Below are 25,848 nucleotides of genomic sequence, written 5' to 3' on the forward strand. Positions count from 1 at the left end.
CAAAAACACCATGATTAAAAAAGGTTTAACACTGGCAATTGCCGCGTTGTTAATGGTAAGCAGCAGCTTTGCCCAAAAAGGAAAAACCGTAACTTTTACCGGTAAGGTTCAGTTTCCGGATACAGAAAACAAATACCCTATCTACCTGGGGAAATATGAAGGAGAAGGTTTTAAAAAAGCATTTAAAGCGATAGATAGTACTAAAGTTGATGCCAACAATAATTTCTCTTTTAAAGTACCCGCAGATAACCCTGATTTTTATCAGGTACGCGTATATTACTTTGACCGCATCGATTTTTGGGCGGACAAAGACAATATCCATGTGAATGTAAGAGGTATTGATACCGCAAAAATGAAGATCAAAAACCCTCCATACATCTATATGGAAAATACTTCGGCCGATAATGATCTCATCAATGATGTCAATCTTGTTAATTACCTTAACTATCAGCAGATGATTGCTGTTGGTCAGGAGCAATGGAAAGCAGGTCTTTCTAAGGATACGCTTTGGATAAATTATATGAAGGATGGTTTTGACCGTATTAATAAAGAGGCAAATATCCGTACCAAATACATCATCAATAAATACAAAAACCAACCGGCCGTTCTTTACGCCTTAAATGGTTTGAGTTGGAAAAGAGATGGTGAATTGCTGATGTCTACATTGGACAATCTGACTAAAAAATACCCTTGGTTAACACAGGCTAAAGACAAGAAAAAAGAAATACTTGACAACATGGCCCAGACAGCTAAAATTGCCGATGGTCAAAAAACACCTGACTTTTCTTTCCCTGATGTAAATGGTAAAAAAATGAGTCCTAAAGATTTTAAAGGTAAATACCTTATTATCGATTTCTGGGCATCATGGTGTGGTCCTTGTCGCCAGGAAATTCCTCACTTGAAAGAAGTTTACAAAAAATACAAAGATAAAGGTCTAGAGATTTTATCTGTATCGGTAGACGCGAAACCAGAAGCCTGGAAAAAGGCAATGGCTGAAGAGAAAATGGCATGGCCACAAATCAATGCTCAAGAATCTAAACCAGTAATGGCATCTTACCTATTCAGTGGCATCCCTTACCTGGTGGTGGTTGATAAAGAAGGAAAAATTGTAGAGAAAAATGTTCGCGGAGAATCGTTAGATAAAGCCATGAAAAAAATATTTGGAATGTAATTATGAAGAAGATCGTATTATCACTATTGTTATTAACTGGTTTATCAGTGGTTACAGCGAAAGCTCAAATGGAGGCTGCGCAAAAAGTAATCTATGATGTTAATAAAGACGCTACTATCAGCATGCCGCAAGATGAGGCTTGGGATATTCTAAATAAAGCTGAATTGCTTCAGAAGGCTTCTAATGGCTATGCAACTGCGATAGTTGTTACTGATGCCAACTTTCCAGTTGAAAGAGAAGTTACTTTTGCAGATGGGACTAAGCGTAAAGAAACCATTAAGCAGGTAGATAAGCAATACAAGTTTATGGTGATCCAACTGGGTACAGAATGGTTGCCTAAAGGTGTTAAAGAAGCAGAAATTTGTGTTTTCACCAAGGATAAGGATGCAAAGTGCGAAATCAATTGGAAAGCCAAAATCAAAGGCAATGCTGAAGGAAAGAAAGCTTTAATGGAAAAGATTACTGCTGAATTTGAGAGTTATGCTTTAGGATTTGAAAAGTTGACAAAAAAGTCTATTCCTGCAATGCGCATGAATTAATTCAAAAAACACAATCAGGGCTTTGGCAATAAGCCAACCCTATCTACAAGGGGAAATCGTTAAGATTTCCCCTTTTTTATTTTTCAATTTTAAAAGCCAGAAAACATATCGTTCAAACTTAACGAGTTTTATCATGTTATATCCATCTAGCAAATATTACGATGTAAACTAACTAATTGATATAATGAAGCCTGAAGCGATCAATGAGAAGAAGACAAAAAAGGTAGCTGTTATTGTAGCACACCCTGACGATGAAGTTTTATGGGCCGGAGGAACCTTATTAGCCCACCCAGAATGGCAATGTTTTATCGCCTCTCTATGCAGAAAATCTGATCCCAACAGGGCACCAAAATTCCACAAAGCCTTAACAGTCTTCCATGCAAAGGGGGCTATGGGCGATTTGGATGATGGCCCGGCACAAATTCCACAGGATAAACAAGAAATTGCACGAATACTACTGAAACTACTCCCAAATGTAAATTACGACCTAATTATAACCCATAATCCTTCTGGCGAATACACCAGACATTTACGCCATGAAGAGATTGGAACGACAGTATTAAACCTATGGTACGAAGGTAAATTATCAAGCAAGGAAATCTGGGTATTTGCTTACGAAGATGGCAACAGAATGTATTTTCCGCAAGCATTAAAAACAACCGGTCTTTATTTTGATCTGCCTAATGACCTGTGGAATACAAAATACGAGCTAATAACAAAAATATACGGTTTTGAACAGGACAGCTGGGAGGCCAAAGCGACCCCAAAAGCTGAGGCATTCTGGAAATTCACCCATAAAAAAGAGGCTTTAAAATGGCTTGAAAGGAACCAAATATCATGAAGGTACTCGTATTGTATGATTATCCGCCTACTCCTGGCGGACTGGCCACACAGGGCGACTTGCTTTACAAAGGTTTACTGGCAAATGGCGTAGATGCCCATGCGGCTCACGTTGAATCAACACTGGAAAAAGAATGGTACTACAATTGGTTCAAACCGGATATTGTTGTAGGCACGGGTTACTGGGGACACACCCCTCAACTAGTTCTACATCCACGTAAACATGGCATTCAAGGTGTTCCATGGCTTGTTGCAGATGGTTATATTGCCAATTATCAGGATGTTTTAAATGAACTGCCTTTGATTTTAGTGACCTCTAATTGGGTAAAGGAAATGTATATCCGCGATGGGATCAAAGGAGACAATATTGAAGTGCTCCCTGTGGGATGTGATACAGAAAATTTTAAACCATATCCTAAAAATCATCCCAAAGTATTAGCCGTACGAGAAGCTTTAGGGATAAGTCCGGAACAGCAAGTGATCCTCACTATTGGCGGAGATGCCGCCTCTAAAGGTGGAAGAGAGGTGATGGAAGCACTAGCGGTAACAGGAATCCCATTGTCAGATTGGAAATATGTCTGCAAGGTATGGCCGCAACCACGAACGATCATTCAGAACCACTTAGATATAGAACTCGCCCAACAGCTCGGGATCGGTAAAAATGTCTCCTTCCCTACTAGCATTATATCCAGAGATTTTGTGCCTTTTCTTCTTGGAGCTTGCGATATCTACGCAGCCCCCTCCCGTCTGGAAGGTTTTGGAATGCTTCAGGTTGAAGCTGGTGCATGTGCTAAACCGGTAATTGGAATTAATGCGATGGGAATGTTGGATACACTAATACATGGAGAAACAGCTTTTATGGCAAGTGTAAATCAAAAAATAGTAATTAACGAAGTTACCCTTGGTACAGAATCTGGCTTTGAAGAAAGCAAACGAATAGTTTTTGATGAGCCAAGAATAGTGGATTACCGCGCTGATGTGAATGACATTAAGGAGAGTCTGATCAAATTAATGACCAATCCTAACCTTCGGAAGCAAATGGGAGAAGCGGGTCGACAAAGGGCTTTAAATCAATTCGATTACCGTATCGTGGCTAAGCGCTTCATCGAAATCATAAATAAAAGACTAGACATATATTAAATATATTGATTATGAGCACTAAAAACTGGCAGGAAATAGAAAAAGCAAGGACTGCAGCTATAGAGGTACTTCTTCACAATTCGAAAGGACCGTATCACGGTTTACCGCGGACGGCAGGTTGGGGATACCCTGAACCTTATACAAGAGATTTAATGCTTTCCATATTTGGGATAGCCGTTTCGGACAATGCGAAATTAACGGCTTCCATCAGAAAATCACTGGAAACTTTATCAAAAAACCAGTCTTTAAGAGGACACATCCCCTCCATGGTACATGACCCCGAAAACCGTGGTGCAAGTGATACTACGCCCCTATTTTTACTAGCTGTAGGTATTTTCAGGAAATTTACCGGTGAAAAAGATTTTCTGGAGATTTCGGTTCAGAAAGCATTGACCTGGATGGAATACCAAAGTCCGAGTGATGATTATTTGATTGCACAACAGCCAACCAGTGATTGGCGGGATGAACAATGGGTGCTTGGTTTTGGTCTGTTTGTAAACGCAACAGCATTCGCTTATCTGAGCATGTTGGGCTACCATGAGCGTGCGCATAAACTAAAAGTCGCTATGGAGCATTTCACCATTACAGAAAGTTCAAATCCACATCATCGTCACGAAGGTATGGTTGTGAAACGTAAACCCTATTACGCATTATGGTCGTACAAAATATACAGCAGTGAAAGGTTTGACCTTTTAGGAAACAGCATCGCCATGTTATCCGGCCTAGCATCACGTACCAGAGCTGAGCATATGGCATCCTGGATAGAAGAACAGTGCAATCTAATGAGAGATATCGGCGATTTAGTAGTTCCCTTGTCGCCTAATTTCTTTCCCTTTATTTTGCCTGGCGATGCCGATTGGATTCCACGTTACGAGGCCTACAACAAGCCAGGGGACTATCATAATGGTGGTATTTGGCCTTTTATTTCTGCCTTCCACATTGCAGCTTTGGTAGCAGCAGGCAAACATCATCTGGCAAAAGAGAAACTTTATGCGCTTACTGATTTGATCAAAAAATCCAGTAACAAAGAATTAGAATACGGTTTTAACGAATGGTATAAAGCACAAACAGGAGAACCGATGGGGCAAGACTGGCAAACCTGGTCTGCCGCTCTTTACTTATATGCCGTTAAATGTGTAGAAGAAAATGCCACTCCTTTTTTCGGCTCCTGAGCTACCCTATCTCTATCGCCGTATCTTTTTTAAGTTCTTTAAGTACAAAATTACTACTCAGGTTAGAGATATTCGCAATAGATGATAATTGCTCAATTACAAACGTATGATAGGTATTCACATCTTCAACAGCTATTTTTAGAATATAATCGCTACTTCCCGCAATACACATTACTTCCAGTACCTCTTTAAATTTAATGATAGACTGCTCAAATTCCTTTAGAGCAACAATTGATTGCTCTTTAAGCGTAACGGTACAAATAACCATCAAATGCTTGCCTAGTTTCTCCCGATTTACCAAGGCAACGTACTTATCAATAAAACCCTCATTCTCCAATTTTTTAATGCGCTCATAGGTCGGTGATTGGCTCAGTCCGATTCTTGATGCAATTTCTTTTACATGCAGAGATGAATCTCTTTGCAGCAGATTTAAGATTTTAGTGTCCATTTGGTCTAATGCCGTTGCCATAGTATTTCCTTTAAATGAGGTTTTAAAGAACAAAATAAGTCATTTGACCTGACAAAACGTCCATAAAAAGATATATTTCCTGATTTTTCTATATCCATAGATAATTAATCTACAATTATTCAATTTTGCAATACCAAATCATAAAGAACAATGTTAAAAAGACCTGATAATGAAAGATTAATGGCCTATATGGAAAAGGCGAAAGAGCGTTCTGAATACTTTATAGGCTATCCTATAGCCCAGGATTTTGACTACTCTGAGCTTTACCCATTATTAAAGCTTCCTTTAAACAATGTTGGCGATCCACAGGTAGAATCAACTTATGACTTAAATTCAAGATCTCTTGAGCAAGAGGTACTCCAATTTTTTGCGGATCTATTTCATGCGCCGACAGACAATTGGTGGGGATACGTAACCAATGGTGGTTCGGAAGGAAACCTTTATGGTCTATACGTAGCTCGGGAACTTTATCCAAATGGTGTAGTTTACTATTCGGAGGCCACCCATTATAGCGTACAAAAAAACATTCAATTGCTGAATTGCCAGAGCATCGTAATCCGTAAACAGGAAAACGGAGAAATGGACTATGAGGATCTACGCCAAATGGTGCAAATGAACCGGGATAAACCAGTCATTATTTTAGCCAATATTGGTACCACGATGACTGAAGCAAAGGATGATTTAGCTCGCATCAAACAAACGCTAGCTTCGTTGGCTGTAAAAAGCCAATACATTCACTGCGATGCTGCGCTAGCTGGAACTTACAGTGCATTGTTAAATCTTGAACCTGGTTTTGATTTTGCACATGGTTGCGATAGTTTAGCCATAAGCGGGCACAAATTTATTGGCTCTCCGATCCCATGTGGTGTAGTTTTGGTAAAGAAAAATTATAAGGAACGTATTGGTAAAGCTATTCCATATATCGGTACCGTAGATACCACAATTACTGGAAGCAGAAATGGCCATAGCCCAATTTTTATGTGGTATGCCATTAAAAAATTAGGTATCGAAGGTTTAAAACAACGTGCTACTGAAAGTCTGGAGACCGCACAATATGTATTGAACCGATTTAAAGAAATGGGTGTTAATGCCTGGTGCAATCCTTCTGCCCTAACAGTAGTCTTCCCAGCGCCTGCGTTAGCGTTAAAGGTAAAATGGCAGCTTGCTACCGAAGACGGTATGAGTCATGTGATCTGTATGCCTGGAATAAGCAGAGCAAAATTTGATGAATTCTTTGCTGATTACGAATTATCACTATCAGCCGAAAAAACATTAGTATAAAATAATTCAACGTATTATTTTCGCAACATAAAAAAATTGGCCTATAAATTGGGTAGCTTAAAGCATGGTTAAAACGTTTAAAGTATTAGCAATTCTAACTGCTATCGGATTTATTGGCTGGTTTGTTGCGGCAAAATTCACCTTAAAAACCACAGTAGAAAGTAATCATCAGCTCCTGGTGGAACGGGTAGAATCAATGGGGAAACTGGAATTGGTAAAATACCGCATCAGCGATGTGTTAGAGCATAAAAACAAAACTCCGTTTTTACCAGATGCGAGTGTATTATTAATCATTAAGGCTGATGTTGTCGGTTGTATTGACCTGGCAAAGGTTAAAGCAGAACATATTCAGGTTTACGGAGATTCCGTTGTTTTAAAACTACCTCAACCGGAGATTTGCTATATCAAGATAGATCATAAATCATCAAAGGTTTACGATACCAAAATGGCCTTTTTCAGAGAGGCTGACTTGGTTGATGAAGCTTATAAAAGTGCAGAGAAACAAATCGATGAAGAAGTCCGTAAGTCTGATATCCTCCAACAAACCCGCACAAATGCTTTAAATATACTGAAGCCTATTTTAACTGGTTTGGGTTACAGCAAGATGAGCTTATCTTTTGAATAGTATGATTATGGGAAATATCTATTTATCTTCCTTTAGTACCCCATTATCTTCTAATGCCTGATTATAGCCTTGTGTATATTTAATACTTCCCCAGGCAGTTAACATCAGCACAATATCCTCGTCTTTTAAGGGGCCAGAAACCTGACCTTGGCAGTATACTAAAAATTCGCTTTCTGTCATAATGAGCGCAATTTAGTCAAAAAGGCATTAAATGCCACAGGGAAAATCGACATCACTGATGGTTACCAACACTTATCAATGGAATAAACCCTTTTACCATAAATGATCTGATCCTTATTCATAAACTTTTAGGCATAAGCATGGAACAACTCGTGCCAACAACCTTAAATGCTCAAACAATCATCAAGGTAAAAAATACTGTAGCTAAACTGAATAACCCTAAACTTCAAATAAAAATAGAAGATTTAGTTGAAGTGTAAGTTTGCCCTTAAAAAAGGTTTTTTATATTTGATTTCATCAAACCAATAAACAAACCAAAATTAACGTATCATGAGTGTGATTGCGAAGAGACTTGATGGGATTAGTGAATACTATTTCTCCCAAAAACTGCGGGAGATTGATTCCCTGAATAAAGAAGGTAAAAACATCATTAACTTAGGTATTGGCAGTCCTGATCTTCCACCACATCCTGATGTGATCAAGACATTGCAGGAAGAAGCAGCAAAACCTGGAGTACACGGTTATCAAGGCTACAAAGGTATCCCCGCATTGCGACAAGCGTTTACAGATTGGTATCAACGCTGGTACCAGGTATCACTGGATCCTGATACTGAAGTATTACCATTAATCGGTTCAAAAGAAGGCATCATGCATATTTGTATGACCTATCTGAACGAAGGCGATGAGGCATTGATCCCTGATCCTGGTTATCCTACTTACAGCAGTGCGGTTAAACTGGCAGGTGGCAAACCAGTGAGTTACCTTTTACAGGAAGAGCGAAACTGGTACCCTGACTTGGAGTCATTAGCAGCAAGGGATCTGAGCAAGGTAAAGCTGATGTTTGTGAATTATCCACATATGCCCACCGGACAGCAAATGGGCCCAGATTTATTTGAAAACCTGGTACGCTTTGCAAAAGAAAACCAGATCCTACTAGTGCATGATAACCCTTATAGTTTCATCCTGAATGACAATCCAGTAAGTCTTTTGAAAGCACCTGGTGCTAAAGAAGTAGTTCTGGAATTAAACTCTTTAAGCAAATCGCACAATATGGCCGGTTGGCGGATTGGTATGCTTTGCGGATCGAAAGAACGGATTGAAGAAGTATTAAGGTTCAAGAGTAATATGGACAGTGGTATGTTCCAGCCCCTACAAATGGCGGCAGCAAAAGCATTAAGTCTCGGCCCTGAATGGTATAGCCATATCAATAGCATCTATGCCGAAAGAAGAGAACAAGTATACCGTATATTAGATATCCTGGGTTGTAGCTACTCGCTTAAACAGGTTGGTTTATTTGTCTGGGCAAAAATTCCTGATCGTTATGAAGATGGCTATGCCCTTAGCGATGAAATCCTTTATGGATCAAACGTTTTCCTGACCCCAGGCGGCATATTCGGTAGCCAGGGTAATAGATACATCAGGATCAGTCTTTGTGGCGACCTATCCAGGTTTGAACAAGCGATAACCCGAATCAGTAAATAACATAAATAGCGCTTATATTAATAATTATATTTAAAAAATGAAGATAGCAGTAGTCGGTCTCGGACTTATTGGTGGTTCCATGGCATTGGTGTTAAAGCAAAAAGGCTTTGCCACTAAAGTATTTGGAGTGGACAACCAGGAGGCACATACACTAAAGGCACTTGAACTAGGAATTGTAGATGAAATAACCAATCTAGACGACGCAATTGCCAACAGCGACCTCATTATACTGAGTGCCCCGGTAAGTGCTTGTGCTACATTATTACCACTGGTGCTTGATCAGGTAAAACATCAGATTGTACTGGATACCGGCTCCACTAAAATGTCTTTATTGGACGCAGTAAAAGGACATGCTAAAAGGGGGCGCTATATTGCCACACACCCGATGTGGGGTACAGAATTCAGTGGACCGGAAGCTGCAACAGAAGATGCCTTTGATGGTAGGGCAAATGTCATTTGCAATGCTACAGAAAGTGATAAGGATGCATTGGCAACAGTCGAACATTTATACACTTTACTAGGCATGTATAATGTGTATATGGAGGGAAAGGATCACGATGTTCACGTGGCCTATGTCAGCCATATCTCCCACATTACTTCCTTTGCTTTGGCCAACACCGTACTGGAAAAAGAGAAAGAAGAAAATGCCATCTTTGAACTGGCCAGTGCGGGTTTCGAAAGCACGGTAAGGCTAGCAAAAAGTAGTCCTGCGATGTGGATGCCTATATTTAAACAGAACAAAGAAAATGTACTCGATGTACTAAACGAACACATTACTCAGCTCCGAAAATTCAAATCTTGTATTGAAAAAGAAAACTGGGCTTATCTTACGGAGTTGATGGAGAATGCGAATAAAATCAAACATGTCCTGGACCGGGAAGAATAATTAAATGAGTTGCTGATTTTATGAATCATATAAAATCAGCAACAAGCATTTTTATTTATCAACCAAATAATTAAATATTACCTTTTTTTAATTGGGTTACGGCATAATCGCAAGCCCGTGCTGTTAAAGCCATATAAGTTAAAGATGGGTTTTGTGTACCGGTAGATGTCATGCAGGCTCCATCGGTCACAAATACATTTTTACAGCTGTGCAATTGATTCCATTCATTTAAGAGTGATGTCTTTGGATCCTTCCCCATACGCACACCACCCATCTCATGAATATCATTACCTGGCCTTCTGTCGTCAATACGGGTTTCAATATTTGTAAAACCTGCTGATTCGTACATATCCTTCATCTGCTCAAAATAATCTGCTCTCATTTTGCGATCATTATCATCATAATCAATTGATATACGCAGTTGAGGAACGCCCCAGGCATCCTTTAAACTGGAATCGAGTTTTACATAATTACTCTCTTTTGGAATTGTTTCTCCCATCATATGTGAGCCGACTTTCCAGGGCCCCATCTCCTTTTTTAACAGGTGCTTTTTCAGATCTTCCCCAACACCATCCGTATCGTTCCATTCCTTACGTCTTGCGCTAAAAGCAGCAGCATATCCCCTTAAAAAGTCAGTTTCCTGCTGATGCACATTTCTAAAACGCGGGATGTAACCCCCACCAGCGGGATTACGCCCGTCGGTCTTGTATTCAAGTTCACCATCAAATTCAGCAGTAATTACTGCGGTATAATTATGAAAAGCCACGTATTTACCCAGCAATCCAGAATCATTCCCCAAACCATTCTCAAAACGATCAGAAACTGAATTCAGCAAAATGAGGTTGGTATTTATGGCTGAAGCATTCACAAATATTACATCGGCGTAAAAATCAATTTCCTCTTTGGTGGTTGTATCAATCACTTTTACCCCTGTTGCTTTGCCCTTTTTTGAATCATAAATAATCGAATGGACTACCGATAATGGCCTCAATGTTAAGTTTCCTGTCTTTTGAGCCCAAGGCAATGTAGAAGCATTGCTACTAAAATAGCCGCCAAATGGGCAACCACGGTGACAAAGGATACGATTTTGACATTGCCCTCGTCCTTGATCAAAATGAATTTGATTGGGTTTAGACAAATGTGCACATCGCGCACTAATTACATGCCTATTGGCGTATTTTCCCTTAATCACTTCCTTAAAATGGTTTTCTGCAGCATTCAGTGGAAATGCAGGTAAAAAATCACCATCAGGTAATTCTGCTAATCCATCTTTATTCCCTGAAATACCGGCAAAACGTTCTACATAGGTATACCAGGATGCGATATCTTTATACCGGATTGGCCAATCAACACTGAAACCATCGCGTGCAGGTCCTTCAAAATCAAAGTCGCTCCAACGCTGGGTTTGTCTTGCCCAAAGTAACGACTTGCCCCCTACCTGGTAACCACGAATCCAGTCGAAAGGCTTTTCCTCCACATATGGGTGCTCCTTATCTTTTACAAAAAAATGTTGTGAATCTTCATGATAGGCATAACAGCGGTTGGCGATAGGGTTCGCTTCCCTATCTTTAAGCGGCATTTCGTTGCGATGCTCAAACTCATAGGGAAACTTATTAGTGGTGGGGTAATCTTTGATGTGCTCCACATTTCTACCCCGCTCCAAAACCAATGTCTTTAAACCTTTTTCAGTAAACTCTTTAGCGGCCCAGCCTCCACTAATACCAGAACCGATAACTATAGCATCAAATGTTCTTTCTTTTATGCTGTCTATTGCGATATTCGCCATATTTCTATTCTTTACAAAAAAATCTTAATTACCAATTATGCCGGAAAATAACCATTATAACGACCTGGTACAAGTTCATACTTAACCAGATTTGTCATCACATATTCTGAGTTTAAATACCCCTGAATGGTTTTACTTTTGGTGATCTCATAAAATTTATAAATTGCATTGTTCTTTTCTTTATCCTGCTGGATGCTTTTTAACAACTCCTCACGCTCAGGAATTGAAGCTTTTACAAAAGATTTACTAACTTTTTCTTTTACAAAATCATCGAATTCCCTCAGGCCTTTGATAAACATTTGCTGATCCTCCGTTTTGTAACAGTCATCCACCATTTTCATTACAAACAAATGCAATTTGAGACTTTTACCGCCCGGACTGTCAGTTTCAGGCACAAGTGTTTCACAAAGTGTTTCAAGAAACAACTCATCCTCTTCCGTTAAGCTCAAATTATTTAGTTGTATTGTCGGTTTTCCCGACTTGCTATAACAAGCAGGTAAGACCATTGCGCCTCCGGCAATGATTAAAAGGTTTCGTATAGCAGTCCTTCTAGGAATTAGTTGGTTCATTTTGGTTATATATAGGTTCTCAAATAGTTTACTCGCATACTTGTGGTTTTCCATCATACTGACAAATTGATTTCGGAATATCGAAAATAGACATTTTATTCGTACTTACCCCTCTGGATTTCCACCCATTATAAAGCCTCCACTCTTTTTTATTGAAAGGAAAAGTAGAAGTTAAAGGCGTACTGAAATACGAATGATTTGAGCTATCCCTTCAGGAAGCTTTAAAGAATCAATTTGTCGCTAGCCATACACCCGAAGTATTGTAGCCTTTATTAAATCCGATATCCGGATTTAGAGGAACTAATATTTTTCTGTTTATGTTTGCTTATCTTTAATAAAATCACCAGCACAAGGCTTATGAAAAACGAGAAAGATCTGAAACTCGCAGTACTGATCGATGCAGACAATGTACCTTATGCCAACGTCAAGGAAATGTTTGAGGAAATAGCCAAATATGGCACCCCAACCTTTAAAAGAATCTATGCTGATTGGACCAAACCGACTGTTTCGGGATGGAAAAAGGTACTACTAGAGAATGCCATCACTCCCATTCAACAATACAGCTACTCCAGTGGTAAAAATGCTAGCGATAGTGCGCTGATCATCGATGCCATGGATATCCTTTATACTGGTAAAGTTGACGGCTTCTGCATTGTCTCTAGCGACAGTGATTTCACCAGATTAGCAACAAGACTTCGAGAAGCTGGCATGAAGGTAATTGGTATTGGTGAAAAGAAAACACTAACTCCTTTTATCACGGCTTGTGATAAATTCATCTATATAGAAATTCTAAAACCAAAACAACTGCCTGCGGAAGACAACAGTACAATCCAAACTACTACAAGTACTAAAACTCCCGAAATGCAGCCTTTGAGCAAAGTTGACCCCGGAATTATTAGACTCTTCGCAGATAGTATTACTGACCTGGCAGATGAAGATGGGTGGGCTTATCTTGGAGATTTTGGCAATCTGATGATGAAGAAAAAACCGGATTTTGACTCTAGAAATTATGGCTTTTCTAAATTGCTACCTTTAATAAAAAGCACCAACGGCTTTGAAGTGGATGAAAGAGAAAGTGGGAAAGCAAATGTTAAGCACATCTATATCAGAAAACTCACTCAGCCAGCACCCGCACCTGCCATTAAAAAGACCAACCGTAAGAGAAAAGTAAGCAAAGTAACAAAGCCGTAGACTGGCTGATAGTATTATATGCTCAATCCGTTGATATCAGTAGTCAGTACTTCACTCATATAGTCCAAAAATGGGCGCATATCTTTAAAGGTCTGGCTTGCTTCTTTTAGAAAGCCTGAACTTAAAACAGCTTCATCAGAAAACTTTCGGATCAGCAGAAACTGCTTATACCGTAAAAGATCTATAGCCTCAGAATTTGCATCGAAACCTTTAGGCGTAGTCTTTAGTTGCTCTCCTTTTAATTTTTCAAAAGATGAAATAAATGACTCGCTATTTAAGATTTTTCTCATAGGCGCCGAATCAAATGAAATATCTTCTCGAATCAGCTTCAGATCATCAGCATTTGGTCCCCAAAACCCACCACCAATAAAACTATTGCCCGGTTCGATATGAAAGTAATAACCACCCCTACGGTATTTGGTCGCCCGCTTAAAGCTTCCACTCCAATACGTCTTATAAGGTGTCTTGTCTTTAGAGAAACGGGTATCCCTATAAATGCGATACACACTTTTTGCACCCGAAGGAGTTTCTATCACATCGTGCGTATTGAGCTCTTGTAATAATGCATCTGCAAAAGCTGTTACCATTTGCTGTTTATCTTGAAACTCCTCTTTATTGGCATTGAACCAATCCCTGTCATTATGATTTTTTAGCTTATTTAAAAAAGCAAAGTTTGATGGGAATAACTGCGTTTGTTTTGTATGTGATGGTGCCATATAAGCTCAAATATACAAACTGTTAAAAACTAAACATTATTTCATTTTGTATAGTATCCTGTCGACTCTATCCGACCAAACTTTATATTAGTTTAACTCAATTAAACGGCGTTTTCCACCAAATTAGAAATAACCGAGGCATCACATTTATGATCTTCATAAATTTACAAAAAAGCTTAAGTCATCAATGGCAAGTCCTCATTATCTCGTTATAAAAGGTCAAAAAACAGAAACTGGTGTAAAATATTATTTTACTAGTAATGGGAACAGCAACATAGTTAAGGCAATAAGTTATACATGCTTGGCAGATTTTGAAGGAAAACTAGTTTACAATTTAGCTTTTGGAGATTATGATACCATTACGGATCAAATATGTGATGATGTTAGTACCGAAAATGGAGATGTTTATAAAGTATTCAATACCGTTCTCAGCACTATCCCTCTATTTTTTGACTCTTTTCCTGGCTCAATAATGTTTGTACAGGGGAGCGACAGCTCAAAAAAATTTATTGATAAATGCAAAATGGATTGTAGACGAACCTGCATTGATTTTTGTAAAAAATCACATCGGAGAATAAATGTTTATAGAGGATATATTAACAAGAATTATGATGCATTACAAAATGACTTCACCTTTTACGGCGGCAAAAAAAACACTGATGATGAGACTATTATGGAAGAGTATATCCAGAACAAAAAATATGACTCCATCTTCGTTACAAAAAATAATGTTTAAATTTGTATTATGAGAACCAAGAAAAAGAATACTGGTAACCTGATAAAAATGTCTGACAGTGCATTCTTATCTTTAATAGCAGATCGATTAAAGGATCGTATTTTATTCCCGGAAAAGATTGAGGAAGCGCGTAATTATATTAAATCAATCAAGGTAAGCCCCTTTTAAGGAGCTTATATTTCCTTAATATCCATCAATTTTATCCATCCCCCGTTGCCATTGGCCAACACGACCTTTGCCCAATTATTATTCCGTTCCAAAATACTCACTTTTGTACCTTCATGGATCACAAACAATGTTTTCTGCTGTCCATCAGGACCGCTTTTTACATCAACAGCGCCACTAAAAACGATCCCCTGCGGATTGCCATCCAGGTAATCTGATTGTACACTAGACATCACTCGAAAGATCAAGCCTAAGGAAAGCACAGTTATCCCAGTATAAAAGGCCATCTTTTTCGGCCAAACGGAAATCAAAAACAGATAAGCGATCAGCAAAATAAAGCCTGCAATAAAGCACACAATTGTAAATACAGATAAGGTACTTAGAGAAAAGAATAAGATAAATCCTTTCCACCATTTGCTCAGAAAAAACTCAGGTATCTCTTCGATTCTATCCGTTATTTTAAGGTTTGCCAACTGTAAGTTCAGCTTAATATCTGCGTCACCAGGTGCCAACTTCAATGCCTTTTCATAGTTTAAAATTGCAGCAGGCATTTCGGCCAACTTATATTGCGCATTCCCCAGGTTAAAATAAACTGACGCAGATTCATAGCCCGCATCCAATACCTGCTTATAAGCCGCCGCAGCATCCTCAAAACGATTCCTTGCATAAGCCTCATTCCCCTGCTGGAGAAATGTCTCAGCATTGATCTCCTTTGCTGTTACGCAAAATGGGATGGCCAACAGTAATAGCCATACATACAAACTATATTTCAAAAGGTTACCCATGCTCTTCAATGTCATTAATGATACTTTTAGCTTTATCAAATACTTCCTGATCTGAAATTCCGGAGACAGGAGCATACCGTGCCATTTCGCACAAATCCAGTGTCTCTGTGAGTTGACTGATTAATGGCATTGCGATGCCAGCCACATTTAGCTGCTCACTGATATTATCCTTATTCAATTCCGCAGCAGGAATATTAAACTTATCACTCAGGTATTGGTATAGTCCTTTATAAACATCTTGATAAAATAACTTTTTATCTCCAGCCAGCAATTGTTTCTTTGCACTCGCCAAATGTTTAGCCGCAATTTTATTGGCATTTCTACCCTTTACCTTCACCTGATCTCTGTTATTATCTCTGTATCGTTTACGATAAGCCAAGGCACCAATAAACAGCAAAGGACCTAAACAAAGTAAACTGTAGTAAGTTGCCGATCCGTAAAAAGAACTACCCTTTTTATGTAAACCTGATGTACTCGTTTTAATGTAAGCGATATCTTTTGCCAACATTTTAATGTCCTTCTGGTTACCCGAAGCATAAGCTGTAACATTCGACCCCGGAGCACCTTTAGCGACTTTTAAATTAAAAGGTCCCGCAGTTAAGGTCACATACTTTTGGGTAGCAGGATTAAAATAGGAGAATTTTAAAGGTTCAATAGTATAATTCCCTTCATGTCTTGGAATAAGCAAATAACTGAACTCCCTGCTTCCAGAAACACCATTCAAGCTTTCAGTTAGATGATCTGTGATTTTCGGATCATACTTCTCCAGATCTGCAGGAAAATTCACAGTAGGTGCTTTCAAGAGCTTCAAATTACCAGAGCCCGTTATTTTGAGTGTATAATTAACCGCTTCATTTGCTTTAACCGATGATTTATCAATCGCAGCACCAATTGCAAAAGTACCTACAGCACCTTCAAAACCCTCAGGCTTACCAGCATCAGGCAGGGCTTTTACATTAATGGTTACAGGTGCACTTTTCACTTTATACTTCACATCCTCATAAGAACCACCACCAAAAAATTGCTCAATAGGATCATTGGATGGCACATTTTTACGCACCACAAAATTCATAATCAAAGGATCAAGCGTTAGCTTTCCAAAACGTTCTGGGAATAAAATAATCTCTTTTAGTACTCCGACATGATATCTGGTCCCGTTGTAAACTTCCTCTTTCCATTCCACACTCTGACTGCCATTTTTAATCTCCTGACTCCAAAATCCGTTGAAATCTGGTAATTTCTCAGGCTCATTGCCAACAATGGCGATATTCGCATATAGCTTATAAGTAACCGCAATTTGCTCGCCCTGGTAAACATTCGTTTTACTGGCGATTGCTCTCAAAAACAACCGCTTCGAAAGGTCAGCAGAATTGCCAGTAGGCACTGCGCCCCTCTGACCTCCTTGAGCCGATTGTCCCGACTGCTGAAGAACAGCTCTTCCCTTTGTTACCTTTATTTTTACGCCGTTAGATTTATAGGCCTTACCATTGACCACCATACTTGCTGGCCCAATAGCATACTCCCCTTCTTTAACTCCAATCAGCACATAGCTTACAGAAATGCTTGCCGTTGTAGTTCCATTGACAGAACTGAAACTGGACGATTGATTAGGCCCACCAACTACCTCAAACCCGTTAAATGCAGGTGGATCAAATGATTCCGGATTTCCAGTAGTTGAAAAAGTAATCTCAAACTGCTCACCAGTTGCCACCTGATTAGAACTTACTGATGCAGTAACCTTTATCTGGCCTAAACCAATGGTCGACCATAAAAGCAATACCGACAATAAATAATATCTCATTTTCATTATATAATACCCCTTTTACCAGTCTTTAACAATACGTCCCTTTACCCCTTTTGCTTTTTTGTTTTTCAACTTATCCTGGGTATTTTTCTCTTCATTTTTCAAGGCCTCCAACATCCTTTCAGCGTCCTCTTTAGACAACTTATCTGGCTGTGGCTGTTGCCCCTGCTGATCTTTTTTGTCCTGATCCTTCTTGTCTTTGTCTTTTTGATCTTTATCCTGGTCCTTTTTATCCTGATCTTTCTTATCCTTATTCTGCTTATCCTTGTCCTTCTTATCCTGATCTTTCTTGTCTTTATTTTTATCCTTATTGTTCTTATCCTGCTGCTGTTGCTGCTTCAATTTTTCCTGAGCATAAGCCAGATTATACCGCGTCTGATCATCTTTAGGATTATTGATCAAAGATTTTTTATAGGCCTCAATACTCTCTTCCAGCTTTTTATTTTCCAACAAAGAATTACCCAAATTATGGTAAGCTTGCGCCTTTACCGCTTTGTTTTCTGATGAGGATGCAATCTCCGTAAATTTTTGTGCAGCATTCTCAAATTTCTTCTGCTTGTACAAAGCATCGCCCAAATTAAAATTACCAGCTACAGATTCCTTTGTTTTCTCTACCGACTGCCGGTAGCTTGCCTCAGCTTCTGCATATTTTTGTTGCTGATATAACTTATTGCCGTTGTGGATGTATTTCTTCTCCTTCTGTGCAAAAACTACAGCTCCTTGTAATACAATATATATAATAATGATCAATTGCTTCATAACTACCTCACTTCAAACAAATTCAACTCAGTTAATTTCAAGTTTCTACGGTTGGAGATTAAAAACTCTAGCAACAACAGCAAAACAGATAATCCAAGGAAAAACTGGAACCTATCTTCATAGTTTTTAAATGACTTACTGTCGTACGTTTTCTTTTCCATTTTATTTACCTGATCCATCACGATGTTTAAACCACTATTGGCATTGCTAGCCCTCACATACACACCATTCCCGGCTTCCGAAATCTCCTTACACATCGCCTCGTTCAACTTCGTCACCACCGTTTTTCCAGTCTCATCAGTATGAAAACCTACCGGTCTGCCATTCTTGTAAATAGGCACGGGTGCCCCCTCAGCTGATCCCACACCAATCACATGTATGGCTACATCCTTCGCGCTCGCACTTTTAGCTGCCGAAACTGCATCATCCTCATGGTTTTCACCATCCGTCATTAAAATCATCGCCTTACTGGTACCATTCACGAAATTAAAGGATTTCATCCCCATATCAATCGCAGCACCAATCGCAGTACCCTGTGTTGGCACAATATCAGTAGTAATGTTATTCAAGAACAACTTAGCCGCAGAGTAATCCGTTGTTATAGGCAACTGAACATAAGCCTCGCCAGCAAAAATGATAATCCCTATTCGATCGTTATGTAAATTATCAATCAACTGCGAAATGGCACGCTTGGCGTTCTCCAGTCTATTAGGGGCCAAATCACCCGCCAACATACTGTTCGAAACATCCAACAAAATCATCAAATCTGCACCATCCTTTTTCGCCTCTTCCATTTTAGTTCCTATCTGAGGATTGGCAATACCGACCACCAAAGAAGCATAAGCCAATGTGTACAATACAAACTTTAAACCCGGTCTACTCAACGAAACCTCAGGCATCATCCTTCTTACCGTATGTGGATCACCAAAAGCCAATAAAGCTTTTCTTTTCCATCTACGCACCCATAAAAAGATCAGGATGAATAGTGGAACGGCTGCTAAGCCCCATAAAAATTCTATATGTTCAAAACGTAGCATCTGTTTAAGTTAAAGCTCCTTTAAAAATTGTATTTCTCAATAAAAACTCAGCCAGCAACAACACCAATGCGATTAAAGCAAAAGGCAAAAAGCGCTCTGTCTTTTTATGATATTGCGTAACCGCAATCTTTGCCTTTTCCAATTGATCTATTTGCTGATAAATCTGCTTTAGTTTTTCATTATTAGTAGCACGGAAATACTTTCCACCAGTAGTGTTAGCAATCTTAGTCAATACATCCTCATCAATGGTAACCGGAACCTGTTGATACTCGACCCCGAATGGTGTTTTTACCGGATATGGCGCATAGCCTTTTGTACCCACACCAACAGTATAAACCCTTACCTTCATTTGTTTAGCAATTTCGGCAGCAGTCATTGGCGGAATAGAACCTGTAGTATTCGATCCATCCGTCAACAAAATCACAACCTTACTCTTGGCTTCACTCTCTTTTAAGCGGTTCACTGCTGTTGCCAGTCCCATTCCAATCGCAGTTCCATCCTCAATCATTCCATTGTTAACGTCCTTAAACAAATTAATCAACACATCATGATCAATAGTAAGTGGACACTGCGTAAAGCTCTCTCCACTAAAAATAACCAAACCTATTCGATCTTCCGGACGGTCTTTGATAAAGTCTATCGCAATATTTTTACCGGCTTCCAAGCGGTTCGGTTTCAAATCTTCCGCAAGCATACTACCAGAAATATCTGTAGCAATTACAATATCAATCCCCTCAGTTGTCGAGTTTTGCCAACTAAAAGCCGATTGAGGCCTTGCCAATGCAATAATCAAAGCGATCAATGCCAATACCCTTAAAACAATACCGTAATGCCTTAAAATAGTATAACTACGCTTCTTTTTACCGGATGAAAAACCCTTTAAAGCTGACATCCGCAGGCTCCCCTGAAGTTTGTTATTTCTCCAGATGTACCAACCAATCATTAAAGGAATGATAATCAGGAGCCAGAAAAAGCCCTTATTGGCAAATTCAATTCCGCTAAACAGATTCATTATCTTTATTTTGTACTTTATTTTCAGTCAATGGAGCAACAACGGCTTTGGTATTCATTACAAAACTGATTGCATTCTCCATACTTTGTTCATTATCTGTGTTCAATGGTGTTGCCTTGGCAAACTTCACCAAATCAGCAAGCAGCAACATCTGCCTTAGCTTATTTGTATTTTGTTCCGAAATATCAAGATGGCGCAATCCGGCGAAGATCTCTTCAGATGTTTGCTCCAAGGCATTGATTTCATACCTTTTCTCCAAATACTCCCTAATGATGTCTGTCAGCTCGCTATGGTACTGTTTAATCTGACCCTGTTCCCATAATTTCTCGCTTTTCAAAGCATTCAGCTTGTCTAAAGCGATGGTATGCAAAGGAACAATTGGTTTAGGAGCTTCAACTTTAGCAGGCTTATTTCTGCGTTTTTTAATGAAGTACCAGATCAGTCCAACGACTACTAAGATCCCTAATGCCACAAATAACACCAGTTTCCAGTTATCCCTAAGCCAGTCCATAAAAGAATAAGACACCGCCAAAGGTTCCTTAATATCATATATGGCCTTCGTAGTGTCTACCTTTACAGCCAATACCTCCAAGGGGAGTGCAGCTGTATTAAAATTTCCCGACTTACTACCAAATGTATAAGCAGGAATCATATGTAAGCCTGCATCAAAAGAGGTAATGGTATATTGCCTGCTAATGGTTTTTACACCTGGATTATTTTGATCGGCAATGGTATCAGTCTTACCCATTTCAACAATTTGTACTTTAGATGAAATGGTATCTGCCAGCACCGGAAAATCCACCTGCCCATTAACTGGCAAATGAACAATCAAATGTAATCTGGTCTGATCTCCTAACACTATTGTGGTCTTGTCTAGCTTAGCCTCAACCCTAATGTCCTGCGCTTTTGCCGAATAAGTAAAACCAGCTAAGGCCAGCATTAAGCACCAGCTAAAATTAAAATATTGTCTCATACCCTTATCTTCTGGCTTCTCTTTTCTTAAACAATGTCATTAATGGCTTGATATAGGATTGATGCGTCCCGATTTTGGTAAAGTCTACCCCTGATTTTCTGAACATATCTTCCAACTTTCCATTCCTTTCCAAAGCCGCAGCCTTAAATGAATTACGTACCTGCTTACTACTGGTGTTGATCCATTCAATTTCTCCACTTTCTTCATCCTTCACCGGAATCAATCCCAAATCAGGGAACTCTTCTTCATGAATATCATATAACCTTAAAGCAACCAGGTCATGTTTACGATTGGCAATTTTAAGTTCATTTTCAAAAGGGCCGCTCATAAAATCTGAGATCAGAAAAGCAGTACACCTTTTTTTGATAGCGCTGGTAAAATACCTTAAGCCTTCGGCCACATTGGTACCCTTATTTTGTGGTTTAAAATCTATCAGCTCCCTAATGATCATCAGAATGTGACTTCGACCTTTTTTTGGCGGGATAAATTTCTCTACCTTATCGCTAAAAAAGAGCACACCAACTTTATCATTATTCTGTATGGCCGAAAAAGAAAGTACAGCGCATAGTTCCGTCGCCAATTCTTGCTTCAACTGAACCTGTGTTCCAAAATTCTTAGATCCACTCACATCCACCAGCAACATCACTGTCATTTCCCGTTCTTCATCAAATACCTTCACATAAGGATGATTAAAACGGGCAGTTACATTCCAGTCGATGGTACGAATCTCATCTCCCACCTGGTATTCTCGCACCTCGCTAAAGGCCATACCACGACCTTTAAATGCCGATTGGTATTCGCCTGAGAAGATCTGGTTGCTTAAACCACGAGTTTTGATCTCAATCTTCCTTACTTTTTTTAAGAGGTCTTTGGTATCCATAATACTAAGGAACTTCTACTGCATTTAGTATTCCAGTGATGATGGTCTCCGTATTGATATCTTCGGCTTCAGCCTCATAAGTAAGCCCAATACGATGTCTCAATACATCATGACAAACAGCCCTAACATCTTCAGGGATTACATAACCTCTTCTTTTAATAAAAGCATACGCTTTAGCAGCTAAGGCAAGATTGATACTTGCACGAGGCGAAGCACCAAAACTAATCAGATTCTTATAATCAGCCAATTTATAATCAGCAGGGAAACGTGTCGCAAAAACGATATCGATAATGTATTGTTCGATTTTCTCGTCCATATACACTTCTCTAACCACCTTTCTTGCTCTCAAAATATCATCTGTGTGAATCACTACATTAGCCTTAGGCATACCTTGAGGTGCAATATTTGCCCGCATGATCTTTTTCTCATCCTCCTTTTTAGGATAACCAATCACAACCTTCAACATAAACCTGTCTACTTGCGCTTCTGGCAACGGGTAAGTACCCTCTTGCTCAATTGGGTTTTGAGTAGCAAGTACCAAAAAAGGCTTAGGCAATGGGAAAGTATTATCGCCAATGGTTACCTGGCGCTCCTGCATCGCTTCCAATAAAGCACTCTGTACTTTAGCCGGTGCACGATTAATCTCATCCGCCAAAATAAAGTTAGAGAACAATGGACCTTTTCTAACAATAAATTCTTCTTTCTTTTGGTTGTAGATCATTGTTCCCAGCAAATCTGCCGGTAAAAGATCTGGTGTAAACTGAATTCTGCTGAAACCTGCATCGATGGCTTTAGACAGGGTGTTAATAGCCAATGTTTTTGCCAGTCCCGGTACACCTTCCAACAGGATGTGTCCATCGGCAAGCAAACCGATCATCAGGCGCTCTACCATATACCTTTGCCCAACAATTACTTTATCCATTTCCATAAAAAGGAGATCGATAAATGCACTTTCTTTTTGAATCATTTCATTCAGTGCACGGATATCAGTTCCATACGATGAATGCTCAGTAATATTAGTTACTTCTTCCATTTATACCCATTTTTTTATTCGTTGCGAAAATTACGACAAACGTTAATTTTTTCACAGTGTTTAATGGGGGTATAATGTTAAAATATGTTAAAAAAGGGAATTTAGGTTGAACTCCACGGTCTGGAATAAGTTTTTTCTTCTTTAGGAAGAAAAAAATGAATCCTAGGTCCGCTCTGAGCAACCAAAATTCCTGGTCACAAACACAGGCTTGAGTTTAACTCAGGAATTGTGGAGTAAACCAAGGATCCTGTGTACTTGCTTTATTCCTGAAAATTTTATAATGATATTTTGTTACCTCTCTACTGCATTAACCTTTCACTGCCATGATTTCCTCGTAGGCACCGTCCCAAAGTTCAATGCGCTTTTTTAAGGATTCGATGGTTGCTGCCTCAGCTGCTTTCCAATGCGACTCGTTATCGCCACAAAGCTCTGAAGTCATAGCCAAAGCAAGATGACTATGATGATCGCCATCAACTTCAATATGTCTGTCCAGATAATATTTAAATAGAGAAATCTGATCTGGGAATTTCGTGTTCAAGTCATTTACAATAGTCAGGAACATATTTGGAATTAAATCCTCCCTTCCGAAGGTAAATGCACTGGCCTGCAAATGGGCCTCGCCACTATTAATGATTTTGAAAGTGTAATCCACAAAACTTCTGGCTTCAGCTGGTGTATCCGAATGCGTATAAGCCTTTTCAAAATCACCGGTAGCTTTTAAAGTTTCTGTAAACCTGTTAATCTGAGTAATATCAGCTCCACACTGCTGCATCGCATCAAGATACATTTCAAAATGGCTTTTCTTATCCCCATTTGCATCTACATCTGATTCTTCTCCAGCAACGATTTCATTGATCAAAGCGCGCGTATTACCCGAGCCAACAGGATACCAGGGAACCTGAGTACAGGTAAGGTTAATCTGCAAAGACTTTAACAAGGACATAAAATCCCAAACCGCATAAACATGATATTCCATAAAGATCCTCAGATCTTCCAGATCTTCAATTACGGCGTAAACCTTATGATTGATAATTTCTGCTCTTAATGAAGCTATTGATGTTTGAATGTTTTCCAGAGGTCCGTTCATTGCATTGCCGTTTTATAATTGGCCGCAAATGTAAAAGGAAATTTTGGTTGACTCTTCGCGAACTGGAATAAATTGTTTTTCTTGACAAAAAACAAATGAACTAAAGTAAGTACACCCAAACTCAAATTTTAAAAATCAGCTAAACGTCCAAGCAAACGCAAAATTTTCTTAAAGTCGAAACAGTTTTAATCCCACCACTTCAAATCATTATTTCAATTAAACAAAACAAACAATATAATATTCTTAATCAAGAAACATTATTAAAACTTTATTTCATTAAAGGTATTTTTGCAGTACAAAACAACCAAGCAATGCATACAAATTCCTTATCAACAAGCGAAAACCAAATACTTGAAAAATTACTAGAAGAAGTAAAGACAAATACCGATTACTTCATGGGATATCCTGTATCTAAAGACTTTAACTATACCGAACTAATGCCCTTTATGGAATACCCAATGAATAATCTGGGTGATCCTTTTGTCCCTTCGACTTATGCAGTAGGTTCACGTGAAATTGAAAAAGAGGTGGTTCAGTTTTTTGCCGAGCTATTTAGAGCAGAATCACACGACTGGTGGGGCTATGTAACTAACGGTGGTTCGGAAGGCAACCTTTACGGCCTATACCTGGCCAGAGAAATTCACCCTAAAGGGATGGTATACTACTCTGAGGCTACACACTACAGCGTACAAAAGAATCTACATCTCTTAAACATGTCCAACATCGTAATCAGCACTCAGGACAATGGAGAAATCGATTATGAAGATCTGGAAAACACCATCCGCATGAACAGGCATATGCCTGTGATCATTATGGCCAATATAGGCACCACTATGACCGAAGCGCGTGATGACATTAGTAAAATTAAACTCATCCTAAAAAAACTGGCCATCAAACATTATTATATCCATGCCGACGGTGCCCTATCCGGCAGTTATAGTGCTTTAATAGAACCTAGACCGGCATTTGATTTCGCAGATGGTGCCGATAGCATAGCCATAAGTGGCCACAAATTTATCGGATCTCCAATGCCATGTGGCGTAGTCATAGCTAAAAAATCAAATAGAGATCGAATTGCACGTTCCGTAGCTTACATCGGCAGCATGGACACTACCATTTCCGGCTCCAGAAATGGGCATAGTCCCCTATTTCTGTGGTATACCATAAAGAAACTAGGCATAGCAGGTTTAAAAGACCGTGCCAGACATTGCCTCGAAACAGCCAGTTACGCGGAACAGAAACTTAAAGAAATAGGTATCCCAGCCTGGAGAAATACAAACGCCATTACTGTAAACTTCCCGGAGCCCGACTTAAAAATTAGACAAAAATGGCAACTCGCTGCCGAAGGCGGATGGTCGCACATCATCTGCATGCCCAATATCACCAAAACACAAATTGATCAGCTGATACAAGAAATCATCACCTCAAAAGCAACCATACCAACGCTTTAACCAAATTTTATATTTCAGCCCACCAACCATAAACAAATTAGGCGCCTTAAATAAAGCGCCTAGTTGGAAAAATTATCTT

At 39.2% G+C, this 25,848-nt stretch carries 27 protein-coding genes; 13 read left to right on the forward strand and 14 right to left on the reverse strand.

The genetic code is table 11. The annotated features are described in order from the left end of the window. Positions 1-10 precede the first annotated feature (10 nt). The 5 genes from FBD94_RS09495 (at position 11) to FBD94_RS09515 (ending at position 4,862) form a co-directional block, all read left to right on the forward strand. Complete coding sequence (locus tag FBD94_RS09495; RefSeq protein ID WP_131610309.1) at positions 11-1,171, forward strand: TlpA family protein disulfide reductase; 1,161 nt, start codon at positions 11-13, stop codon at positions 1,169-1,171. A 2-nt stretch (positions 1,172-1,173) separates the two neighbouring features. Next, the gene (locus tag FBD94_RS09500; RefSeq protein WP_136880031.1) at positions 1,174-1,710 is read left to right on the forward strand and encodes an SRPBCC family protein; all 537 of its coding nucleotides are present in this window, start codon (positions 1,174-1,176) and stop codon (positions 1,708-1,710) included. Positions 1,711-1,894: 184 nt separating this feature from the next. Continuing rightward, complete coding sequence (locus tag FBD94_RS09505) at positions 1,895-2,551, forward strand: PIG-L deacetylase family protein (RefSeq protein WP_136880032.1); 657 nt, start codon at positions 1,895-1,897, stop codon at positions 2,549-2,551. Beyond that, the gene (locus FBD94_RS09510; protein ID WP_136880033.1) at positions 2,548-3,690 is read left to right on the forward strand and encodes a glycosyltransferase family 4 protein; all 1,143 of its coding nucleotides are present in this window, start codon (positions 2,548-2,550) and stop codon (positions 3,688-3,690) included. Before FBD94_RS09505 ends, FBD94_RS09510 begins: the two co-directional genes overlap by 4 nt. An 11-nt stretch (positions 3,691-3,701) precedes the next feature. Then, a complete protein-coding gene (locus FBD94_RS09515) occupies positions 3,702-4,862 on the forward strand; it encodes a glycoside hydrolase 100 family protein (protein ID WP_136880034.1) in 1,161 nt (386 codons plus the stop codon). Between the two features lies 1 nt (position 4,863). Here FBD94_RS09515 and FBD94_RS09520 read toward each other — a convergent pair whose 3' ends face one another. After that, positions 4,864-5,331, reverse strand: a complete 468-nt coding sequence (locus FBD94_RS09520) for an Lrp/AsnC family transcriptional regulator (RefSeq protein ID WP_136880035.1) — start codon at positions 5,329-5,331, stop codon at positions 4,864-4,866. Positions 5,332-5,481: 150 nt separating this feature from the next. Here FBD94_RS09520 and FBD94_RS09525 point away from each other — a divergent pair, with 150 nt between their 5' ends. Beyond that, entirely contained in the window at positions 5,482-6,612 is a 1,131-nt protein-coding gene (locus FBD94_RS09525; RefSeq protein WP_136880036.1) for a histidine decarboxylase, read from the forward strand. A 64-nt stretch (positions 6,613-6,676) separates the two neighbouring features. Further along, positions 6,677-7,237 carry a DUF4230 domain-containing protein gene (locus FBD94_RS09530; protein WP_136880037.1) on the forward strand — a complete coding sequence of 187 codons (561 nt, stop codon included), beginning with the start codon at positions 6,677-6,679 and terminating at the stop codon, positions 7,235-7,237. Positions 7,238-7,255: 18 nt separating this feature from the next. Here the strand turns inward: FBD94_RS09530 and FBD94_RS25920 are convergent, their stop codons facing one another. Continuing rightward, positions 7,256-7,417 (reverse strand): hypothetical protein, encoded by a 162-nt coding sequence (locus FBD94_RS25920; protein WP_169472264.1) that lies wholly within the window; start codon positions 7,415-7,417, stop codon positions 7,256-7,258. Positions 7,418-7,747: 330 nt separating this feature from the next. On the opposite strand from FBD94_RS25920, the gene FBD94_RS09535 reads away from it, so the two are divergent. Both FBD94_RS09535 and FBD94_RS09540 read left to right on the forward strand, forming a co-directional pair. Beyond that, the gene (locus FBD94_RS09535) at positions 7,748-8,899 is read left to right on the forward strand and encodes a pyridoxal phosphate-dependent aminotransferase (protein WP_131610300.1); all 1,152 of its coding nucleotides are present in this window, start codon (positions 7,748-7,750) and stop codon (positions 8,897-8,899) included. A 37-nt stretch (positions 8,900-8,936) separates the two neighbouring features. Next, on the forward strand, positions 8,937-9,785 hold the full coding sequence (locus tag FBD94_RS09540; protein ID WP_131610299.1) for a prephenate dehydrogenase: 849 nt from the start codon (positions 8,937-8,939) through the stop codon (positions 9,783-9,785). Positions 9,786-9,855: 70 nt separating this feature from the next. On the opposite strand, the gene FBD94_RS09545 is transcribed toward FBD94_RS09540, so the two are convergent. Next, positions 9,856-11,571, reverse strand: coding sequence for a GMC oxidoreductase (locus FBD94_RS09545; RefSeq protein WP_136880038.1), 1,716 nt, complete (start codon positions 11,569-11,571; stop codon positions 9,856-9,858). A 35-nt stretch (positions 11,572-11,606) separates the two neighbouring features. Next, entirely contained in the window at positions 11,607-12,140 is a 534-nt protein-coding gene (locus tag FBD94_RS09550; RefSeq protein ID WP_235884424.1) for a gluconate 2-dehydrogenase subunit 3 family protein, read from the reverse strand. A gap of 357 nt (positions 12,141-12,497) precedes the next feature. Here FBD94_RS09550 and FBD94_RS09555 point away from each other — a divergent pair, with 357 nt between their 5' ends. Continuing rightward, entirely contained in the window at positions 12,498-13,331 is an 834-nt protein-coding gene (locus tag FBD94_RS09555) for an NYN domain-containing protein (RefSeq protein ID WP_136880039.1), read from the forward strand. 14 nt (positions 13,332-13,345) lie between these two features. Here FBD94_RS09555 and FBD94_RS09560 read toward each other — a convergent pair whose 3' ends face one another. Next, the gene (locus tag FBD94_RS09560; RefSeq protein ID WP_136880040.1) at positions 13,346-14,047 is read right to left on the reverse strand and encodes a DUF2461 domain-containing protein; all 702 of its coding nucleotides are present in this window, start codon (positions 14,045-14,047) and stop codon (positions 13,346-13,348) included. A gap of 187 nt (positions 14,048-14,234) precedes the next feature. Here FBD94_RS09560 and FBD94_RS09565 point away from each other — a divergent pair, with 187 nt between their 5' ends. Further along, positions 14,235-14,783 (forward strand): DUF6934 family protein, encoded by a 549-nt coding sequence (locus FBD94_RS09565; RefSeq protein ID WP_136880041.1) that lies wholly within the window; start codon positions 14,235-14,237, stop codon positions 14,781-14,783. Between the two features lie 9 nt (positions 14,784-14,792). Next, the gene (locus FBD94_RS25925; RefSeq protein WP_169472265.1) at positions 14,793-14,951 is read left to right on the forward strand and encodes a hypothetical protein; all 159 of its coding nucleotides are present in this window, start codon (positions 14,793-14,795) and stop codon (positions 14,949-14,951) included. Between the two features lie 5 nt (positions 14,952-14,956). Here FBD94_RS25925 and FBD94_RS09570 read toward each other — a convergent pair whose 3' ends face one another. From FBD94_RS09570 to FBD94_RS09610, 9 genes are all read right to left on the reverse strand, one after another. Further along, positions 14,957-15,748, reverse strand: a complete 792-nt coding sequence (locus FBD94_RS09570) for an SH3 domain-containing protein (protein ID WP_235884426.1) — start codon at positions 15,746-15,748, stop codon at positions 14,957-14,959. Beyond that, a complete protein-coding gene (locus tag FBD94_RS09575; protein WP_235884428.1) occupies positions 15,726-17,534 on the reverse strand; it encodes a BatD family protein in 1,809 nt (602 codons plus the stop codon). The genes FBD94_RS09570 and FBD94_RS09575 overlap by 23 nt, the downstream gene beginning before the upstream one ends. Before the next feature lie 21 nt (positions 17,535-17,555). Further along, positions 17,556-18,296 carry a tetratricopeptide repeat protein gene (locus FBD94_RS09580; protein ID WP_136880043.1) on the reverse strand — a complete coding sequence of 247 codons (741 nt, stop codon included), beginning with the start codon at positions 18,294-18,296 and terminating at the stop codon, positions 17,556-17,558. 2 nt (positions 18,297-18,298) lie between these two features. Continuing rightward, positions 18,299-19,333 carry a vWA domain-containing protein gene (locus FBD94_RS09585; RefSeq protein ID WP_136880044.1) on the reverse strand — a complete coding sequence of 345 codons (1,035 nt, stop codon included), beginning with the start codon at positions 19,331-19,333 and terminating at the stop codon, positions 18,299-18,301. Positions 19,334-19,337: 4 nt separating this feature from the next. Beyond that, positions 19,338-20,345, reverse strand: a complete 1,008-nt coding sequence (locus FBD94_RS09590) for a vWA domain-containing protein (protein WP_169472266.1) — start codon at positions 20,343-20,345, stop codon at positions 19,338-19,340. After that, entirely contained in the window at positions 20,332-21,318 is a 987-nt protein-coding gene (locus FBD94_RS09595) for a BatD family protein (RefSeq protein WP_136880045.1), read from the reverse strand. Before FBD94_RS09595 ends, FBD94_RS09590 begins: the two co-directional genes overlap by 14 nt. A 4-nt stretch (positions 21,319-21,322) precedes the next feature. Next, a complete protein-coding gene (locus FBD94_RS09600; RefSeq protein WP_169472267.1) occupies positions 21,323-22,198 on the reverse strand; it encodes a DUF58 domain-containing protein in 876 nt (291 codons plus the stop codon). 4 nt (positions 22,199-22,202) lie between these two features. Further along, positions 22,203-23,231, reverse strand: coding sequence for an AAA family ATPase (locus FBD94_RS09605; protein WP_136880046.1), 1,029 nt, complete (start codon positions 23,229-23,231; stop codon positions 22,203-22,205). A gap of 307 nt (positions 23,232-23,538) precedes the next feature. After that, positions 23,539-24,318 (reverse strand): DUF3050 domain-containing protein, encoded by a 780-nt coding sequence (locus tag FBD94_RS09610; RefSeq protein WP_136880047.1) that lies wholly within the window; start codon positions 24,316-24,318, stop codon positions 23,539-23,541. Between the two features lie 311 nt (positions 24,319-24,629). Between FBD94_RS09610 and FBD94_RS09615 the strand changes: the two genes are divergently transcribed. Continuing rightward, a complete protein-coding gene (locus tag FBD94_RS09615; protein ID WP_136880048.1) occupies positions 24,630-25,769 on the forward strand; it encodes a histidine decarboxylase in 1,140 nt (379 codons plus the stop codon). Positions 25,770-25,848 lie beyond the last annotated feature (79 nt).

Source organism: Pedobacter hiemivivus (assembly GCF_005144565.1).
GTDB lineage: Bacteria > Bacteroidota > Bacteroidia > Sphingobacteriales > Sphingobacteriaceae > Pedobacter > Pedobacter hiemivivus.

What these genes read in the sequence shown, in the direction of transcription:
- FBD94_RS09495 (WP_131610309.1), top strand. Translation starts at nt 11, where the DNA reads ATGATTAAAAAAGGTTTAACACTGGCAATTGCCGCGTTGTTAATGGTA.
- FBD94_RS09500 (WP_136880031.1), top strand. Translation starts at nt 1,174, where the DNA reads ATGAAGAAGATCGTATTATCACTATTGTTATTAACTGGTTTATCAGTG.
- FBD94_RS09505 (WP_136880032.1), top strand. Translation starts at nt 1,895, where the DNA reads ATGAAGCCTGAAGCGATCAATGAGAAGAAGACAAAAAAGGTAGCTGTT.
- FBD94_RS09510 (WP_136880033.1), top strand. Translation starts at nt 2,548, where the DNA reads ATGAAGGTACTCGTATTGTATGATTATCCGCCTACTCCTGGCGGACTG.
- FBD94_RS09515 (WP_136880034.1), top strand. Translation starts at nt 3,702, where the DNA reads ATGAGCACTAAAAACTGGCAGGAAATAGAAAAAGCAAGGACTGCAGCT.
- FBD94_RS09520 (WP_136880035.1), bottom strand. Translation starts at nt 5,331, where the DNA reads ATGGCAACGGCATTAGACCAAATGGACACTAAAATCTTAAATCTGCTG.
- FBD94_RS09525 (WP_136880036.1), top strand. Translation starts at nt 5,482, where the DNA reads ATGTTAAAAAGACCTGATAATGAAAGATTAATGGCCTATATGGAAAAG.
- FBD94_RS09530 (WP_136880037.1), top strand. Translation starts at nt 6,677, where the DNA reads ATGGTTAAAACGTTTAAAGTATTAGCAATTCTAACTGCTATCGGATTT.
- FBD94_RS25920 (WP_169472264.1), bottom strand. Translation starts at nt 7,417, where the DNA reads ATGACAGAAAGCGAATTTTTAGTATACTGCCAAGGTCAGGTTTCTGGC.
- FBD94_RS09535 (WP_131610300.1), top strand. Translation starts at nt 7,748, where the DNA reads ATGAGTGTGATTGCGAAGAGACTTGATGGGATTAGTGAATACTATTTC.
- FBD94_RS09540 (WP_131610299.1), top strand. Translation starts at nt 8,937, where the DNA reads ATGAAGATAGCAGTAGTCGGTCTCGGACTTATTGGTGGTTCCATGGCA.
- FBD94_RS09545 (WP_136880038.1), bottom strand. Translation starts at nt 11,571, where the DNA reads ATGGCGAATATCGCAATAGACAGCATAAAAGAAAGAACATTTGATGCT.
- FBD94_RS09550 (WP_235884424.1), bottom strand. Translation starts at nt 12,140, where the DNA reads ATGAACCAACTAATTCCTAGAAGGACTGCTATACGAAACCTTTTAATC.
- FBD94_RS09555 (WP_136880039.1), top strand. Translation starts at nt 12,498, where the DNA reads ATGAAAAACGAGAAAGATCTGAAACTCGCAGTACTGATCGATGCAGAC.
- FBD94_RS09560 (WP_136880040.1), bottom strand. Translation starts at nt 14,047, where the DNA reads ATGGCACCATCACATACAAAACAAACGCAGTTATTCCCATCAAACTTT.
- FBD94_RS09565 (WP_136880041.1), top strand. Translation starts at nt 14,235, where the DNA reads ATGGCAAGTCCTCATTATCTCGTTATAAAAGGTCAAAAAACAGAAACT.
- FBD94_RS25925 (WP_169472265.1), top strand. Translation starts at nt 14,793, where the DNA reads ATGAGAACCAAGAAAAAGAATACTGGTAACCTGATAAAAATGTCTGAC.
- FBD94_RS09570 (WP_235884426.1), bottom strand. Translation starts at nt 15,748, where the DNA reads ATGACATTGAAGAGCATGGGTAACCTTTTGAAATATAGTTTGTATGTA.
- FBD94_RS09575 (WP_235884428.1), bottom strand. Translation starts at nt 17,534, where the DNA reads ATGAGATATTATTTATTGTCGGTATTGCTTTTATGGTCGACCATTGGT.
- FBD94_RS09580 (WP_136880043.1), bottom strand. Translation starts at nt 18,296, where the DNA reads ATGAAGCAATTGATCATTATTATATATATTGTATTACAAGGAGCTGTA.
- FBD94_RS09585 (WP_136880044.1), bottom strand. Translation starts at nt 19,333, where the DNA reads ATGCTACGTTTTGAACATATAGAATTTTTATGGGGCTTAGCAGCCGTT.
- FBD94_RS09590 (WP_169472266.1), bottom strand. Translation starts at nt 20,345, where the DNA reads ATGAATCTGTTTAGCGGAATTGAATTTGCCAATAAGGGCTTTTTCTGG.
- FBD94_RS09595 (WP_136880045.1), bottom strand. Translation starts at nt 21,318, where the DNA reads ATGAGACAATATTTTAATTTTAGCTGGTGCTTAATGCTGGCCTTAGCT.
- FBD94_RS09600 (WP_169472267.1), bottom strand. Translation starts at nt 22,198, where the DNA reads ATGGATACCAAAGACCTCTTAAAAAAAGTAAGGAAGATTGAGATCAAA.
- FBD94_RS09605 (WP_136880046.1), bottom strand. Translation starts at nt 23,231, where the DNA reads ATGGAAGAAGTAACTAATATTACTGAGCATTCATCGTATGGAACTGAT.
- FBD94_RS09610 (WP_136880047.1), bottom strand. Translation starts at nt 24,318, where the DNA reads ATGAACGGACCTCTGGAAAACATTCAAACATCAATAGCTTCATTAAGA.
- FBD94_RS09615 (WP_136880048.1), top strand. Translation starts at nt 24,630, where the DNA reads ATGCATACAAATTCCTTATCAACAAGCGAAAACCAAATACTTGAAAAA.